The organism is Streptomyces thermospinosisporus, assembly GCF_039526425.1.
Taxonomy (GTDB): domain Bacteria; phylum Actinomycetota; class Actinomycetes; order Streptomycetales; family Streptomycetaceae; genus Streptomyces; species Streptomyces thermocarboxydovorans.
Window position 1 is genome coordinate 26,524 of record NZ_BAAAIZ010000110.1, and the last position, 14,862, is coordinate 41,385.

Below are 14,862 nucleotides of genomic sequence, written 5' to 3' on the forward strand. Positions count from 1 at the left end.
AGAACAAGGGCTCGGACGAGGCTGACAAGCGCGCGTTGCGGCGGCATATCGCCGAGGCGAGGCGCGCCTTGACTGCGGATGACGTGCGGGTTGCGGCGGCGGCGCTGGCCGAGCAGGCGCTCGCCCTGCCCGAACTGACGCAGGCGCGCACGGTGGCCGCGTACGTCTCGGTGGGGAGCGAGCCCGGCACCCGTGCGCTGCTGGACGCGCTGCACGAGCGGGGTACCCGGGTGCTGCTGCCCGCGCTGCTCCCGGACAACGACCTGGACTGGGGCCTCTACACGGGCGAGGACTCCCTCGCCCCCGTCAGGCACGGCGGGAAGATGCATCTCTTCGAGCCGGGCGGGGCGCCGCTCGGCCCGGACGCGATCCTCAAGGCGGACGTGGTGCTGCTGCCGGGCCTCGCCGTCGACCGGCGCGGGATGCGGCTGGGCCGCGGCGGCGGCTCCTACGACCGGGTCCTGGCCCGCCTGGAGCGCGCGGGTGCGCGCCCGTCGCTGATGGTGCTGCTGTACGACGCGGAGGTCGTCGAGCACGTGCCCGGGGAGCCGCACGACCGGCCGGTGCACGCGGCGGTGACGCCGTCGGGGGTGCGCAGGTTCGGCTGACCACCCGGGGCCTGCACGAGGACGCTGACCCTCCGGGGCCTGCACGAGGACATGGTCCCGGACATGAGGAAGGGGCCCTCCGGAAGTCCGGAGGGCCCCTTCGTCACTGCGCCGGTCCGCTCAGGGCTTGAGCAGCAGCGTGTCGCTCGTGCTGTCCTGCACCGCCCGCTCGGAGAACGACCACTCCAGCAGCTTGCCCTCGGCCCACTTGTCGGTCTGGTCGACGTAGTGGGCGTTGTAGGCGTGGCCGGAGGCGCCGGTGAGGTTGATCCAGCGGGACTTGTCGAGGTCGCCGAGGTTGACCACCATCCGCATCGACGGCACCCAGACGACCCCGTAGCCGCCGGCCGCGTTCCAGCCGGTGGCGTTGACGGTCGCCTCGCCGCCGCCGAGCTTCCACGGCCCCCGGTTGAGGACGCGCTGCAGCAGGCCCGGGCCCTCGGTGCCCAGGGTCTGGTTCTTCAGGAACAGGCGGTGCAGCCGGCCCCAGCTCCAGGTGTCGATGTCCTTGCCCAGCTTGGCGGTCAGCTCCCAGCGGGCATCGATCAGGGCGCGCTTGAACAGCTCGTCACGGTTCTCCGCGCCCGGACGGGTGCCGGCCTTGGCGGTCTTCCACCAGTCGCTGTCCTGGTCGTCCATCAGATTGCGGACCACCTCGAACCAGCGGTCGCCGCCGTCCGGCTGCGCCTGGTCCGGCGCGCGCATGCCGCACTCGCGCACCTTGCGGGTCTCGTCGGCGGGGCCGGTGGTGTTGACCGGCTCGACCCACAGGCACTGCCCCTCGACCCGCAGCTCCTTGGGCAGCTTGTTGCCGAAGGCCAGCTCCAGGATGTTGCGCCACACGGCGTTGAAGTACGCGGCGGCGGCCGAGTCGGCGTCCTGGGTGTAGTCCCAGCCCTCCAGCAGCTTCTGCGCCTCGCGGACGTCCTTGTCCCCGACGTCGATCTTGAGCAGCTCGGGCACCAGCAGCCTGGCGATGGAGCTCTGGTTGTCCAGCTGCATCTGCCGCATGTCGTCGGTGGAGATCTTGCCGCCGTCCTTGATCTTCGACTGGATCAGGTCGGTGATGCGCTGGCTGCGGGCGCCGTAGCCCCAGTCCGTGGTCAGCGTGTACGGGTACTCCTTGCCGACGACGGCCTGGTTGGCGGTGACGATGTAGCCGCGCTCGGGGTCGTACTCGTAGGGCAGCTCGTCCTGGTCGATCCAGCCGGTCCAGCGGTAGTCGCTGTCCCAGCCGGGCGCCGGGATCGAGCCGTCGTGCCGCTGGGCGCGGGTGGGGATCTTGCCGGGCAGCGTGTAGCCGATGTGGTTGCCGGTGTCGGCGTAGACCAGGTTCTGCGAGGGCACCTCGAACAGCCGGGCGGCCTCACGGAAGTCGTTCCAGTTCTTCGCCCGGTTGATGGCGAAGACGGAGTCCATGGTGCGGCCGGGGTCGAGGGCGGTCCAGCGCAGGGAGACGCCGTAGCCGTCGCCGCGGTCGGGGGCGGCGTTGTCGACGGTGGCCTTCTTGCCGACCCGCACCAGCTCCTTGCTGCGGTCGGAGAGCAGGGGGCCGTTGTCCGTCTCCCGGACGACGATCTTCTCGTCGGAGCCGCCGGCGACCTTGATGGTCTCCTCGCGCGTCCTGAACGGCTTGATCTTGCCGTCGACCAGGTAGCCGTCGCCGGTGATCTTCTCCAGGTAGAGGTCGGTGACGTCGACCCCGGAGTTGGTCAGACCCCAGGCGATGTCCTGGTTGTGTCCGATTATCACTCCGGGCATGCCCGCGAAGGTGTAACCGGCCACGTCGTACTGGCACTTGGCGGAGACGCTGCGGCAGTGCAGGCCCATCTGGTACCAGACGGACGGCAGCGAGGCCGACAGGTGCGGGTCGTTGGCGAGCAGCGGCTTGCCGGTGATGGTGTGCTTGCCGGAGACCACCCAGGAGTTGGAGCCGATGCCGTCGCCGTTGACGCCGACGGCGGCCGGGAGGTCCTTCATGACCTCCTGGAGGCCGGTGAGCTGACTCTCCAGCGCGGACCCTCCGGTCCCGCTTCCCGTACCGGTGCCGGTGCCGGTACCCGTTCCGGCGCCCGTACCCGTACCCGTGCCGGTGCCGGTCCCTGCTCCCGTGCCGCCACCGGTCCCGGTGCCGCTGCCGGTCCCGGTGCCGGTGCCGTTCCCGGTGCCCGTGCCGCTCGCGCCGTCGCCCTGCTCGTACGCCTTGGTGAGCTCGTTGTACTGGCCCTCGAGGATGACCGGCTTGTTCCGGCTGTAGGGGTACGCCGGGTACAGGTCGGCGATCTGCTTCGGGCCGAGGCGGCTGGTCATCAGGGCGCGGTCGATCTCGTCCTGCATGTTGCCGCGCAGGTCCCAGGCCATCGCCTTGAGCCAGGCCACCGAGTCGACCGGGGTCCACGGGCCGGGCTTGTAGTCGTTCTCGAAGCCCAGCGCCGCGTACTCCAGGGAGATCTCCTCGCCCTCCTTGCCCTCGAGGTAGGCGTTGACCCCCTTGGCGTACGCCTGGAGGTACTTCCTGGTCTGCGGCGAGAGCTTCTTCTCGTACTCCTCCTGGGCGATCCGGTGCCAGCCGAGGGTGCGCAGGAACTCGTCGTTCTCGACCTGGCCCTTGCCGAACATCTCCGACAGGCGCCCGGCGGTCAGGTGCCGGCGGACGTCCATCTCGTAGAACCGGTCCTGCGCCTGGACATAGCCCTGCGCCATGAACAGGTCCTCGTCGGAGGAGGCGTAGATCTGCGGAATGCCGTTCCCGTCCCGTTTCACGTCGACGGTGCCGGTGAGACCCTGCAGAGTGATCGAGCCCTTGGTCTGCGGGAAGGAGGCACGCACGGTGCTGATGGACCAGTACGCCCCGTAGGCCGCACCGCCGATCAGGGCCAGCACCAGGACGAGCACGATCAGGCGGAGTTTGCGCCCTCTTGTTCTGCTTTTCCTGCCGGACGTGCCGGGCTGCTGACCCGTGGAGGCGGTGGTATCGGTGGGCATCGCTGTCCTTGCTGTCCTAACGCGAGCGGCAGGTCGGGCTGTTCTTCTGTGTGAGCGCTGGAGCAACGATATGCGGAGGGCCCCGTACCTCTGGACGGGGAGTCGGGAACCGGACCGCACCGGCGTTCGACGCCGCCCGCGCGAGCATCGGGAAACGACCGAGAGTTAGGTAACCTAACAAAGCAATTCGCCCGGGAGAAGGGAAGGTCCGCTGACCATCCACCACCTCAACCAGCTCCTGTTGGTCTGCTCGCTCGTCCTGCTCGTCGCCGTGGCAGCGGTCCGGATCTCCTCGCGCAGCGGGCTCCCCAGCCTGCTCGTCTACCTGGGCATCGGCATCGCCATGGGCCAGGACGGCATCGGGAACATCCAGTTCGACAATGCCGAGCTGACACAGGTCACCGGGTATGCGGCCCTGGTGGTGATCCTGGCCGAGGGTGGTCTGGGCACCAAGTGGAACGAGATCAAGCCCGCCCTGCCCACCGCCTCCGCGCTGGCCACGGCCGGCGTCGCGGTGAGCGTCGGCGTCACGGCCACCGGCGCGCACTATCTGATCGGGCTCGAGTGGCGGCAGGCGCTGATCATCGGCGCGGTGGTCTCCTCGACGGACGCCGCGGCCGTCTTCTCGGTGCTGCGCAGGATCCCCCTGCCGTCCCGGGTGACCGGCACGCTCGAGGCCGAGTCCGGCTTCAACGACGCGCCCGTGGTCATCCTGGTCGTCTCCTTCTCCACGGCAGGCCCCATCCACCACTGGTACGTGCTCCTCGGCGAGATACTGCTGGAGCTGGCCATCGGCGCCGCGATCGGTCTCGCCGTGGGCTGGCTGGGCGCCTGGGGGCTGCGCCGGGTGGCCCTGCCCGCCTCGGGTCTCTACCCGATCGCCGTCATGGCCATCGCCGTCGGCGCCTACGCGGCCGGCGCCATGGCCCACGGCAGCGGATTCCTCGCCGTCTACCTCGCCTCGATGGTGCTGGGCAACGCCCGGCTGCCGCACTGGCCGGCCACCCGCGGCTTCGCCGAGGGGCTCGGCTGGCTCGCGCAGATCGGCATGTTCGTCCTGCTCGGCCTGCTGGTCACCCCGAGCGAACTCGGCGACGACGTGGTGCCCGCGCTCGTCGTCGGACTGGTGCTGACCATGGCGGCCCGCCCGCTCAGCGTGATCCTCTGCCTGCTGCCGTTCCGGATGCCCTGGCCGGAGCAGGCGCTGATGTCCTGGGCCGGGCTGCGCGGCGCCGTGCCCATCATCCTGGCGACGATCCCGATGGTGGAGGGCGTCGAGGCCAGCCGGAAGATCTTCAACATCGTCTTCGTGCTGGTCGTCGTCTACACCCTGATCCAGGGACCGACACTGCCGTGGGTGGCCCGCAAGCTGCACCTGGGCCAGGGCGACGAGGCCGCCGACCTCGGCGTGGAGTCCGCGCCGCTGGAGCGGCTGCGCGGGCATCTGCTGTCGGTCGCCATCCCCAAGGGCTCCAAGATGCACGGCGTGGAGGTGGGCGAGCTGCGGCTGCCCACCGGCGCCGCCGTCACCCTCGTCGTCCGCGACGGCAAGTCCTTCGTCCCGAGCCCCTCGACCGTGCTGCGCCAGGGCGACGAACTGCTGGTGGTCGCCACCGACCCGGTACGCGACGCCACCGAGCGCCGCCTGCGCGCGGTGGGCCGCGGCGGCAAGCTGGCGGGCTGGCTGGGCACGGGCGACGAGGGGGGTGAACGGCGGTCTTGAGGGGTGCGGGTCGGGGGCGGTGTCTCTTCGGGCGTCCGGTGCGGCTGCGAGGGCTGCGAACGGCGCCTCCTGAGCAAGCCCGGCTCAGGCGGTCGGAGAGGTGGGGCGGCACAGCGTGAGCAGCCCGGCTCAGACGGTCGGAGAGGTGGGGCGGCACAGCGTGAGCAGCCCGGCTCAGACGGTCGGAGAGGTGGGGCACAGCGTGAGCAAGCCCGGCTCAGGCGGTCGGAGAGGTGGGGCGGCACAGCGTGAGCAGCCCGGCTCAGACGGTCGGAGAGGTGGGGCGGCACAGCGTGAGCAGCCCGGCTCAGACGGTCGGCGAGGTGGGGCGGCACAGCGTGAGCAGCCCGGCTCGGCGGCGAGAGCGGCGGGCAGCGCTCGAGCAGCCCGGGTCGACAGCCGGAGCGCGGGCAGCGCCTTCAAGCAGGACCGCCCGACGAGAGCAGCGCGGCGATGCGTCCTGAGCCGGGTCCCATGGCGAGATCCGGAGACGGCGCCCATCCCCGGGCTCGGCGGCGAGACCGCAGGGCGGCGGCTCTCAGCCCCGGCCCGACGGCGGGAGCGGCGGGAGCGGCGGGAGCGGCGGGCAGCGTCCCGGAGTGCCCAGGTCCGAAGGCGAGAGCGGGGCGGCGCCTCCTGAGCAGACCCGGCCCGGCGGCCGGAGCTGCAGGCGGCGTTTTCGGGCGGCCGGGGTCCCTGTACCATGCAGGGGACCCCAGATCGAACCAACTCTGCCTGATGCAGAGCTGGCGCGACCGTATGGCGGCCGGGTGCCCTGAGCTGTGGCACCGGTATCTACCGCAGTCAGCGCAAGAGGACAGCTCTCGGCGCGCCCGTAATCCGGGCCTGCGCTACCAGGCGGCAGAAAGGCACGGGCCGTGGCATCCACGGTCACCACGTCGAAGAAGTCGAAGAAGAAGAATTCGGCTGCTGCCACCTCCCGTCCGGGATACGGCCGGCTGCTGCGCACACGCGGCGCCTGGACCTTCCTGCTCCCCGGCTTCGCGGCACGTCAGCCGTTCGCGATGCTCACCCTCTCCATCGTGCTGCTGGTGCAGCACACCACCGGCTCCTACGGCGCGGCCGGCGCCGTCGCGGCCGTCACCGGCGTCTCCATGGCGCTGTTCGCCCCCTGCAACGGGCGGCTCGCCGACCGGTACGGCCAGCGTGCCGTGCTCGTCCCCGGCGTCGTCGTGCATGCCGCGGCGGGCCTCGGCCTGACCGCGCTGGCGCTGGCCGGTGCCCCGCTGTGGGCGCTGTTCGCCGCGGCGGTGCCCACCGGCGCCTCGGTGCCGCAGATCGGCCCGATGGTGCGGGCCCGCTGGGGCGTGGTCCTCAAGAACCCCCGGCTGATGACCACCGCCGCGGCCTTCGAGTCCGTCACCGACGAGCTGACCTTCGTGGTCGGCCCGCTGCTGGCCACCGGCCTGTGCACGGCCGTCGACCCGGCCGCCGGCCTGGTCGCCGAGGCCTCGCTGACGCTGATCGGCGGCCTGCTGTTCGCCGCCCAGAAGCGCACCCAGCCCGCGGTGGGCGTCGGCAGCGGCACGCGCGTCGAGCACGGCTCCGCGCTGCGCGTCCCCGGCGTGCGGGTGCTGATCGTGACCTTCCTGGGCATCGGGTCCGTCTTCGGCGGCATGCAGGTGTCGCTGGCGGCCTTCAGCCAGTCGATCGGCGAGCCCGGCCTCAACGGCGTCCTCTACGGCATCTTCGCCACGGGCAACATGCTCTCCGGCATCGCCTGCGGCGCCATCGCCTGGAAGATCACCCCGCAGCGGCGCCTGGTCCTCGCCTATGCCGCGCTCGCCCTGACCGCGTCCGCCCTGTGGACCGCGCACTCGGCGCTGCTGCTCGCCGGCCTTGGCCTGCTGGTCGGCATGTGCATCGCACCTGCCCTGATCACCGGCTACACCATCGTCGAGAAGCTGGTGCCGGCCGGCGCCCGCACCGAGGCGTTCACCTGGCTCACCGGCGCCGTCGCGCTCGGCCAGGCGGCCGCCGTCACCCTCGCCGGCCAGCTGGAGGACCGCCTGTGGACCGGCGCCGGCTTCCTGGTGCCGATGGGCGGGACCGTGCTGGCACTGGTGACCCTGCTGGCACTGCGGTCACGGCTGGTGCCGGGCCCGCGCGGGCGCACCGTGGCACGTGGCGTCGGTCACCGCGGGCCCCTCGCAGTGGACTGAACGCAAGGAATGAGTCACTATGGTTCGTCGTTAGCACTCATCGAGTGAGAGTGCCAGGAGGAAGACAGTGCCCACCTATCAGTACCAGTGCACCGAGTGCGGCGAGGGCCTCGAGGCGGTGCAGAAGTTCACCGACGACGCCCTGACCGAGTGCCCCAGCTGCAAGGGCCGCCTGAAGAAGGTGTTCTCGGCGGTCGGCATTGTCTTCAAGGGTTCCGGCTTCTACCGCAACGACAGCCGCAACACCTCCTCGAGCAGCTCTCCCGCCTCGAAGTCGTCGAGCTCCTCGTCGTCCTCGGACTCCGGGTCGGGCTCGTCGTCCGCCTCGTCCTCCTCGTCCTCCTCGTCGTCCTCGTCCTCGACGAGCAGCAGCTCCACCAGCACCACCGCCGCCTGAGGCTCAACGCTCACAGGCACAGCCTTCCGGACCCTGTCGTCCTGCGACGACGGGGTCCTTGGCGTTTGCACGGGCCGTTAGGGTTCGGGGCATGGCGAACACGGCGAACGCTTCCGCGCCCGCGGCCGAGATCGGTGTGATCGGCGGCTCCGGCTTCTACTCCTTCCTCGACGATGTGACCGAGGTCCAGGTGGACACCCCCTACGGGGCGCCCAGCGACTCCCTCTTCCTCGGCGAGGTGGCCGGCCGGCGGGTCGCCTTCCTCCCCCGGCACGGCCGCGGCCACCATCTGCCGCCGCACCGGATCAACTACCGGGCCAACCTCTGGGCACTGCGCTCGGTGGGCGTGCGCCAGGTCCTCGGGCCGTGCGCGGTGGGCGGGCTGCGCCCCGAGTACGGGCCGGGCACGCTGCTCGTCCCCGACCAGCTGGTGGACCGCACCAAGTCCCGGATCGGCACGTACTTCGACGGGCTCCCGCTGCCCGACGGCACGGTGCCGAACGTGGTGCATGTGTCGCTGGCCGACCCCTACTGCCCGAACGGCCGTGCGGCCGCGCTGAAGGCGGCGCGCGGGCGGGACTGGGAGGCGGTCGACGGGGGCACGCTCGTCGTGGTCGAGGGGCCCCGCTTCTCCACCCGCGCGGAGTCCCTGTGGCACCAGGCGCAGGGCTGGTCGGTGGTGGGCATGACCGGCCACCCGGAGGCGGCGCTCGCCCGCGAGCTGGAGCTCTGCTACACCTCGCTGACCCTGGTCACCGACCTCGACGCCGGCGCGGAGACCGGGGAGGGCGTCTCGCACGACGAGGTGCTGCGGGTGTTCGCGGCGAACGTGGACCGGCTGCGGGGGGTGCTGTTCGACGCGGTCGCGGCGCTGCCGGCGAACGAGGAGCGGGACTGTCTGTGCACGTCGGCGCTCGGGGGGATGGATCCGGGGTTCGCGCTGCCGTAGCCGGTGAGCTGGCGGGCGCGGCCGGTGAGCTGGCGGGCGCGGCCGGTGAGCTGGCGGGCGCGGCCGGTGAGCTGGCGGGCGCGGCCGGTGAGCTGGCGGGCGCGGGCGGTGAGCTGGCGGGCGCGGGCGGTCGGGAACCCATTGGGGGCCGTGAGGGGCTGAGGGGGCGGGGAGCCGGGGCGGCTCGGGGAGCTGGAGCGGATCGGAGAGCTGGAGCTCCGTGAGCTGGAACGGCTCCGTGGTCCCGAGCGGCTCGGAGAGGGGAGCTCCGTGAGCTGGGACGGCTCTGGGCGCCGGAGCGGCTCGTTCGGGTGAGCGGGTTTTCCACATGCCGGAGGGTGTCCACAGGGTCCGGCGGAGATCGGCGCGAGGCCTCATCGTGGGGATCGCAAGCCGGTCTCCGTCACCAGGTGGTGGTCCTCATGTCACTCCGTCAGTCCGCTCGCCCGACCTCGCGCCAGTCCTCTCAGTCCTCTCCTCAGTCCTCTCCTCGGTCCTCTCCCTGGTTCTCTCGTCAGTTCTCGGCGCCTCTGGTCTCGCCCAGCGCCTCCGCCGCCGGCACCCCGGTCTCCGGCCCGCCCGGCGCCGAGGTCCCTCCCACGTGCGAGGTGCCGCACTTCGCCCCGGTGCGGGTGCGCGCCGGCCTGCTGGGGTCCCCCGCGCTGGCCCGGCACCGCAGGCGGGCCATGGCGGTGGGCCTCGCGGTGACGGCGGCGGCGCTGGTCGCGGCCGGGCCACGGGACACCGACCGCTCCCGGGGTCATCCCGAGCGGACACCGGCCTCCCGCGCGGCCCCGGCGGCGACCGGCGAGCGTGCCCCGGCCTGGGCGGCGCGCACCGCCGCGGCCATGGTCACGGCACCGGTGCGGATCTCCGACGCGGCCACGGTCCGGCTGCTGCGGCCGGGCGACCGCGTCGACGTCATCGCCGCCGAGGAGACGGCGACCGGGGGCGAGGCCCGCGTGGTGGCGCGCGGGGCGCGGGTGTCCGAGGTCCCGGAGCCGGTGGCGGAAGGGCCGGGAGACGGCGGTGCCCTGGTGGTCCTCTCGGTACCGCGCCCCGTGGCGGCCGAACTCGCCGGCGCGAGCGCCACGGCACGACTGGCGGTGACCCTGTGCTGAACGCCCCTGTCGCCGCCGTCCCGGACACCCCTGTCCCCGACCGGCCGCCGCATGTCCCTTCCGAGCGACCCGACTGGACAGGCCCGCAAGGCGTTGACGTAGGTTGCGGAGCGTTTTGTTGCACGCACCACGTATGCGAGATGGGGCCCCGAGGTGAGCGAGAAGAAGGAATCCGTGTGGCAGGGCTTCAAGGCCTTCCTGATGCGCGGGAACGTCGTCGATCTGGCCGTCGCCGTGGTGATCGGCGCCGCGTTCACCAACATCGTCAACGCGGTCGTGCGGGGCGTGATCAACCCGCTGGTCGGCGCGTTCGGCACCAAGAACCTCGACAGCTACACCTCCTGCCTGAAGGGTCCCTGCGAGGGCACCGGCGACTCGGCGACGGGGGTGCGGATCCTGTGGGGTTCGGTGCTCGGCGCCACGCTGCAGTTCCTGATCACCGCGGCGGTCGTCTACTTCCTGATGGTGCTGCCCATGTCGAAGTACCTGGCCAGGGTGGCCGACCGCAGGAAGGCCAAGGAGGGCGCGAAGGAACTCGTCGAGGTGACCGAGCTGGAGGTGCTCAAGGAGATCCGCGACGAGCTGGTGGCGCAGCGGCAGGCGGGCCGCGGAGAGGCGTAACCGGTCGCCCGGCTCAGATGTGGTGGGGCGGCTTCTCGTCGAGGAAGCGCTTGAGATCGGCGGCGCTGTCGCCGGACGGCGCCTCGCCCCACCCTCGGTCGGTGTCGTCCGAGGTCTGCTGGTCCAGCGGGTCGTCGAAGACCAGCGCGGGCTTCGGCTCGCGCGGCTCGGGTTCGGGGGCGGTGCTCATACGTCCCAGGGTACGGCCCCGCCGGCGGGTGGCCGAGGCGGCGGCCGGCGCGGAAGCGGCGCCTGGCCGACCAGGGCGTGCACCACACTGAGCGCATGACAGTTGACGCACTGACCGATGTGGCCGGCCTGCGGGTGGGGCACGCGACGCGCAGCGGCGGCGGATGGCTCACCGGCACCACGGTGGTGCTGGCGCCCGAGGGCGGGGCGGTGGCCGCCGTGGATGTGCGGGGCGGCGGTCCCGGCACCAAGGAGACCGACGCGCTGGATCCGCGGAACCTGGTGCAGAAGACCGAGGCGATCGTGCTCACCGGCGGCAGTGCCTACGGCCTCGACTCCGCCTCCGGGGTGATGGCCTGGCTGGAGGAGCAGGGGCGCGGTGTGCGGGTCGGCGCGGACCCGAAGCATGTCGTGCCGGTCGTACCGGCCGCCTGCGTCTTCGACCTGGGCCGGGGCGGCGACTTCCGGGCCAGGCCGGACGCGGCCCTGGGGCGCGCCGCGGTGGAGGCGGCCGCGGCGAGCGAGCCCGGGGCCCCGGTCGAGCAGGGCTGCGTGGGCGCCGGTACCGGAGCCGTGGTCGGCGTGATGAAGGGCGGCGTCGGCACGGCGAGCACGGTGCTGAAGTCGGGGTTCACGGTGGCCGCGCTGGTGGTGGCCAACGCGGCGGGGTCGGCGGTGGACCTGGAAACGGGGGTGCTGTACGGGGAGTTGGCCGGAGGCCGGGTGCGCTACCCGGAGGAGAAGGTGCACGCGGCGGCGCGACGGCGCCTGGAGGAGTCGGCCGAGCGGAACGCGCCCCCGCCGCTCAACACGACGCTCGCGGTGGTCGCCACCGACGCGGACCTGACCCAGGCGCAGGCCCAGAAGCTGGCGGGCACCTCCCACGACGGCATCGCCCGCGCCGTGCGCCCGGTGCACCTGCTCAACGACGGTGACACGGTCTTCACCCTGGCCACCGGCCGCCGGCACCTCGACCGCGCCGACCCGCTGGCGCTGAACGAACTGCTCGCGGCGGGCGCGGACATGGTGACCCTCGCCATCACCCGGGCGGTCCGGGCGGCCACCCCGGTGTCGACGCCGGGCGGCGCGTGGCCGTCGTACGAGGAGCTGTACGGCACCGGCTGACACCCGGTCACCCCTCGCGGGCTCTCCTCGGCGCCCGCTGCCCTCCCCGCGGGCTGTCTCTCCCGCCGACCGACTGCCCCTCACGCGGGCGGGCTTGCACCCCGGCTTCCCTGCGCACCCTCTGCCGCACACCCCGACTGCCCTCGCACAAACCCTCGTTCACACCGTCGGCGGGCGGAATGTCGCGGTTCTGTCACCGTGGTGTCGCTGGTCGGGGCGCGGCGGAACCCGGGGCGGGGCCGACGGGCTCTTGGTTCACGTACGTGTGCGGATCACTCACATCGACCGAACCTGGAGCAGCCCGTGACAACGCCGGACATTGCAGCGCGGCGCGTGGTGGCGGCGTGTGCCGCCCTGCTGGTCGGCGCCCTCACCCTCACCGCCTGCGGGGGCAACGCCAACGCCGACAGCGACAAGGGAGGCGAGGGAGGTGACGCGAAGGGCGCGACGATAGCGATCTCGGCGAAGGACGGCTCGACGGGCGCCTCCATCAACTCCACCGGGGTGAAGGTCACCGGCGGCCGGCTGACCGACGTGAAGATGGCCCTGGCCGAGACCGGCGAGGCGGTGCCCGGCGAGCTGGCCGGCGACGGGCGCGCCTGGAAGCCGAAGGAGCAGCTGGAGCGCGGCACCAAGTACCGGATAGCGGCCACCGCCAAGGACGGCGAGGGACGCACCTCCAAGGCCGAGTCGGAGTTCACCACGGTCAGCCCGGCGAACAGCTTCATCGGCACGTACACGCCGGAGAACGGCTCGACGGTCGGTGTCGGCATGCCGGTGTCGTTCACCTTCGACAAGGCGATCAGCGACAAGAAGGCCGTCCAGTCGCACATCACCGTCACCTCCAGCAGCGGGCAGAAGGCGGTCGGGCACTGGTTCAACTCCCAGCGGCTCGACTTCCGTCCGAAGGAGTACTGGAAGTCCGGCTCCAAGGTCACCGTGAAGATCGACCTGGACGGTGTGGAGGGCGCGAACGGCGTCCACGGCGTGCAGAAGAAGACGGTGACCTTCACCGTGGGCCGCTCCCAGGTGTCCACCGTGGACGCGAACACCCAGACCATGACGGTGGTGCGGGACGGCAAGACGGTCAAGTCGGTGCCGATCTCGGCGGGCGACGCGCAGCACTCCACGTACAACGGGCAGATGGTGATCTCGGAGAAGTTCGTCCAGACCCGGATGAACAGCCAGTCGGTCGGCCTGGGCTCGGAGTACGACATCCAGGACGTGCCGCACGCCATGCGGCTGACCACCAGCGGCACCTTCATCCACGGCAACTACTGGTACAACACGGGCAACCCGCCGTTCGGGCGGGTCGGCAGCAGCCACGGCTGCGTCGGACTGCAGGACGTGCGGGGCGCCCAGGGCGACACCCCCGGCAAGTGGTTCTACGACAACTCCCTCATCGGGGACGTGGTGATCGTCAAGAACTCGCCCGACACCACGGTCGCGCCGGACAACGGGCTCAACGGCTGGAACATGGAGTGGAGCGAGTGGGTCGCGGGCAGCGCCGTCTGAGCCGGCCCGCCCCACCCGCCCCACCCGCCGCAACCGCCAAGTACGCGCCTGACGGCCGGAACTGAGGTCGCCTCGGGCCGCCCGGGAACCCTCCGGGCGGCCCGTTCGTCTTTCTCCCCGCACGTTTTCTCGGATCCCGGACATGATGTCCGACCGAGGGGCTACGGTATGCACCCACAAGGTGACATGCAGCGACGCCGGGAGAAACCTTGAGCGTTCCGTACGAGACGGCAGCGTATGATTCCGCCGACTCGCCCGAGTCCCCCAAGGAGCACCTCGCACGGCTCCTCGGCCGCACCCTGAACTCCTTCGAGCTGCCGGACGAGACGATACGGCGCCTGGACTGCGCGCTGGCGCACGACACCTCGCTGCACTCGGCGCACCACAGCGCGGGCCTGCACCGTGAGACCTACCGCCACACCTGGCTGCTCTCCGACGGATCGGCGCTCACGCTCTGGGAGCTGGTCCACAACACCGCGCCGGACGGCGAGCCCCAGCACGAGGTGTACGCGGACGAGGAGGAGCTGCGCGCCGCCACGGCCCGGCTGCCGCTGCCGGTGGACGCCCCGGACTTCGAGCTGCCGGTGACGGTGCAGCTCACCATGGTGCACGCGCCCCGGTACGCCTACGCGCCGGACGACTCGGCGGACCACGCCCGCCGTTTACTGCGCCGGGCGGAGAACGCCGACCGGCCGGGCGCGGAGACGGCCGCGCTGCTGAGCAGGGCGTTCGCGTACCAGATCACCCAGGCCTTCGGCCGGCCGCGGCACCCGGGGCGTCCGGGGCTGAACGTGTCGCTCTACGAGCACGCCTTCCTGCTCCGCGACGGCGCGGAGGTCTCGCTGTGGGAGGTCGAGCACACGGCCACCCCGGACGGGCGGCACATGTGCGAGGTGTATGTCACCGAGGACGCGGCCCGCGACGCGATGGAGCGAAGGGCCGCCCGGATCTTCTGACGGCCCCGCCCGAACCGCGGGCAGCCGGATCTTCTGACGGCCCCGCCCGAACCGCGGGCAGCCGGATCTTCTGACGGCCCCGCCCGAACCGCGGGCGGCCGTTCTCGCCCTGTCGAGTGTTGTTGCCTTACTGGCCGGAAAGGTCTGTCAGTCCTCCTCGTGGCGGCCGCCGTCCCTGAAGCGCCGCACCAGGCCCGCGAAATCATCGCGCTCCTCCGAAGTGAGACGCACCGCCTCCGCACGCGGCCCCGTTAGGCGCTGGCCGGGGATCACGGGGATCCCAGGGCCTGTGTGCCGCACCGACTGCGGGGCGGCCGCCGCGTACTGCACCGCCCGTCCGCGCCGCCCGCGCCCGGAACGGCGTGCCAGGCCGCGGCGCCATGCCGCGACCAGTCCCGCCGTGCAGGCGAGGGCGGCCAGGGCGAGAAGCCCGGCGCCCGCCACCCCCCTCGAGATCGAGTCGTGCTCAGGCATGCGCCCCAGTACACAC

Annotated in this window: 13 protein-coding genes; 10 read left to right on the top strand and 3 right to left on the bottom strand. The window is 72.1% G+C overall.

Going from position 1 to position 14,862, the window contains the following annotated elements; genetic code table 11:
• Positions 1 to 35: 35 nt before the first annotated feature.
• Entirely contained in the window at positions 36 to 608 is a 573-nt protein-coding gene (locus ABD207_RS28495; protein WP_425580859.1) for a 5-formyltetrahydrofolate cyclo-ligase, read from the top strand.
• A 120-nt stretch (positions 609 to 728) separates the two neighbouring features.
• Here ABD207_RS28495 and ABD207_RS28500 read toward each other — a convergent pair whose 3' ends face one another.
• Entirely contained in the window at positions 729 to 3,593 is a 2,865-nt protein-coding gene (locus ABD207_RS28500) for a penicillin acylase family protein (protein WP_344016091.1), read from the bottom strand.
• Positions 3,594 to 3,804: 211 nt separating this feature from the next.
• Here ABD207_RS28500 and ABD207_RS28505 point away from each other — a divergent pair, with 211 nt between their 5' ends.
• The 6 genes from ABD207_RS28505 to mscL all read left to right on the top strand — a co-directional run bounded on the left by ABD207_RS28505 (position 3,805) and on the right by mscL (position 10,587).
• Positions 3,805 to 5,316 carry a potassium/proton antiporter gene (locus tag ABD207_RS28505; protein WP_344016118.1) on the top strand — a complete coding sequence of 504 codons (1,512 nt, stop codon included), beginning with the start codon at positions 3,805 to 3,807 and terminating at the stop codon, positions 5,314 to 5,316.
• Between the two features lie 878 nt (positions 5,317 to 6,194).
• Positions 6,195 to 7,499 (top strand): MFS transporter, encoded by a 1,305-nt coding sequence (locus ABD207_RS28510; RefSeq protein WP_344016092.1) that lies wholly within the window; start codon positions 6,195 to 6,197, stop codon positions 7,497 to 7,499.
• A gap of 67 nt (positions 7,500 to 7,566) precedes the next feature.
• Complete coding sequence (locus ABD207_RS28515) at positions 7,567 to 7,896, top strand: FmdB family zinc ribbon protein (RefSeq protein ID WP_344016093.1); 330 nt, start codon at positions 7,567 to 7,569, stop codon at positions 7,894 to 7,896.
• Positions 7,897 to 7,987: 91 nt separating this feature from the next.
• Positions 7,988 to 8,845 (top strand): S-methyl-5'-thioadenosine phosphorylase, encoded by an 858-nt coding sequence (locus tag ABD207_RS28520; protein WP_344016094.1) that lies wholly within the window; start codon positions 7,988 to 7,990, stop codon positions 8,843 to 8,845.
• 608 nt (positions 8,846 to 9,453) lie between these two features.
• Positions 9,454 to 9,966, top strand: coding sequence for a CpaB family protein (locus ABD207_RS28525; RefSeq protein ID WP_344016095.1), 513 nt, complete (start codon positions 9,454 to 9,456; stop codon positions 9,964 to 9,966).
• Positions 9,967 to 10,119: 153 nt separating this feature from the next.
• Positions 10,120 to 10,587, top strand: a complete 468-nt coding sequence (gene mscL, locus ABD207_RS28530; RefSeq protein ID WP_344016096.1) for a large conductance mechanosensitive channel protein MscL — start codon at positions 10,120 to 10,122, stop codon at positions 10,585 to 10,587.
• Positions 10,588 to 10,600: 13 nt separating this feature from the next.
• On the opposite strand, the gene ABD207_RS28535 is transcribed toward mscL, so the two are convergent.
• Entirely contained in the window at positions 10,601 to 10,777 is a 177-nt protein-coding gene (locus tag ABD207_RS28535; RefSeq protein WP_167996133.1) for a hypothetical protein, read from the bottom strand.
• Between the two features lie 95 nt (positions 10,778 to 10,872).
• Between ABD207_RS28535 and ABD207_RS28540 the strand changes: the two genes are divergently transcribed.
• From ABD207_RS28540 to ABD207_RS28550, 3 genes are all read left to right on the top strand, one after another.
• Complete coding sequence (locus tag ABD207_RS28540) at positions 10,873 to 11,901, top strand: P1 family peptidase (protein ID WP_344016097.1); 1,029 nt, start codon at positions 10,873 to 10,875, stop codon at positions 11,899 to 11,901.
• 303 nt (positions 11,902 to 12,204) lie between these two features.
• Positions 12,205 to 13,416 (top strand): L,D-transpeptidase, encoded by a 1,212-nt coding sequence (locus ABD207_RS28545; protein WP_344016098.1) that lies wholly within the window; start codon positions 12,205 to 12,207, stop codon positions 13,414 to 13,416.
• Between the two features lie 209 nt (positions 13,417 to 13,625).
• The gene (locus ABD207_RS28550) at positions 13,626 to 14,372 is read left to right on the top strand and encodes a DUF6227 family protein (RefSeq protein ID WP_344016099.1); all 747 of its coding nucleotides are present in this window, start codon (positions 13,626 to 13,628) and stop codon (positions 14,370 to 14,372) included.
• Between the two features lie 147 nt (positions 14,373 to 14,519).
• Here the strand turns inward: ABD207_RS28550 and ABD207_RS28555 are convergent, their stop codons facing one another.
• Positions 14,520 to 14,846 carry a hypothetical protein gene (locus ABD207_RS28555; RefSeq protein WP_344016100.1) on the bottom strand — a complete coding sequence of 109 codons (327 nt, stop codon included), beginning with the start codon at positions 14,844 to 14,846 and terminating at the stop codon, positions 14,520 to 14,522.
• Positions 14,847 to 14,862 lie beyond the last annotated feature (16 nt).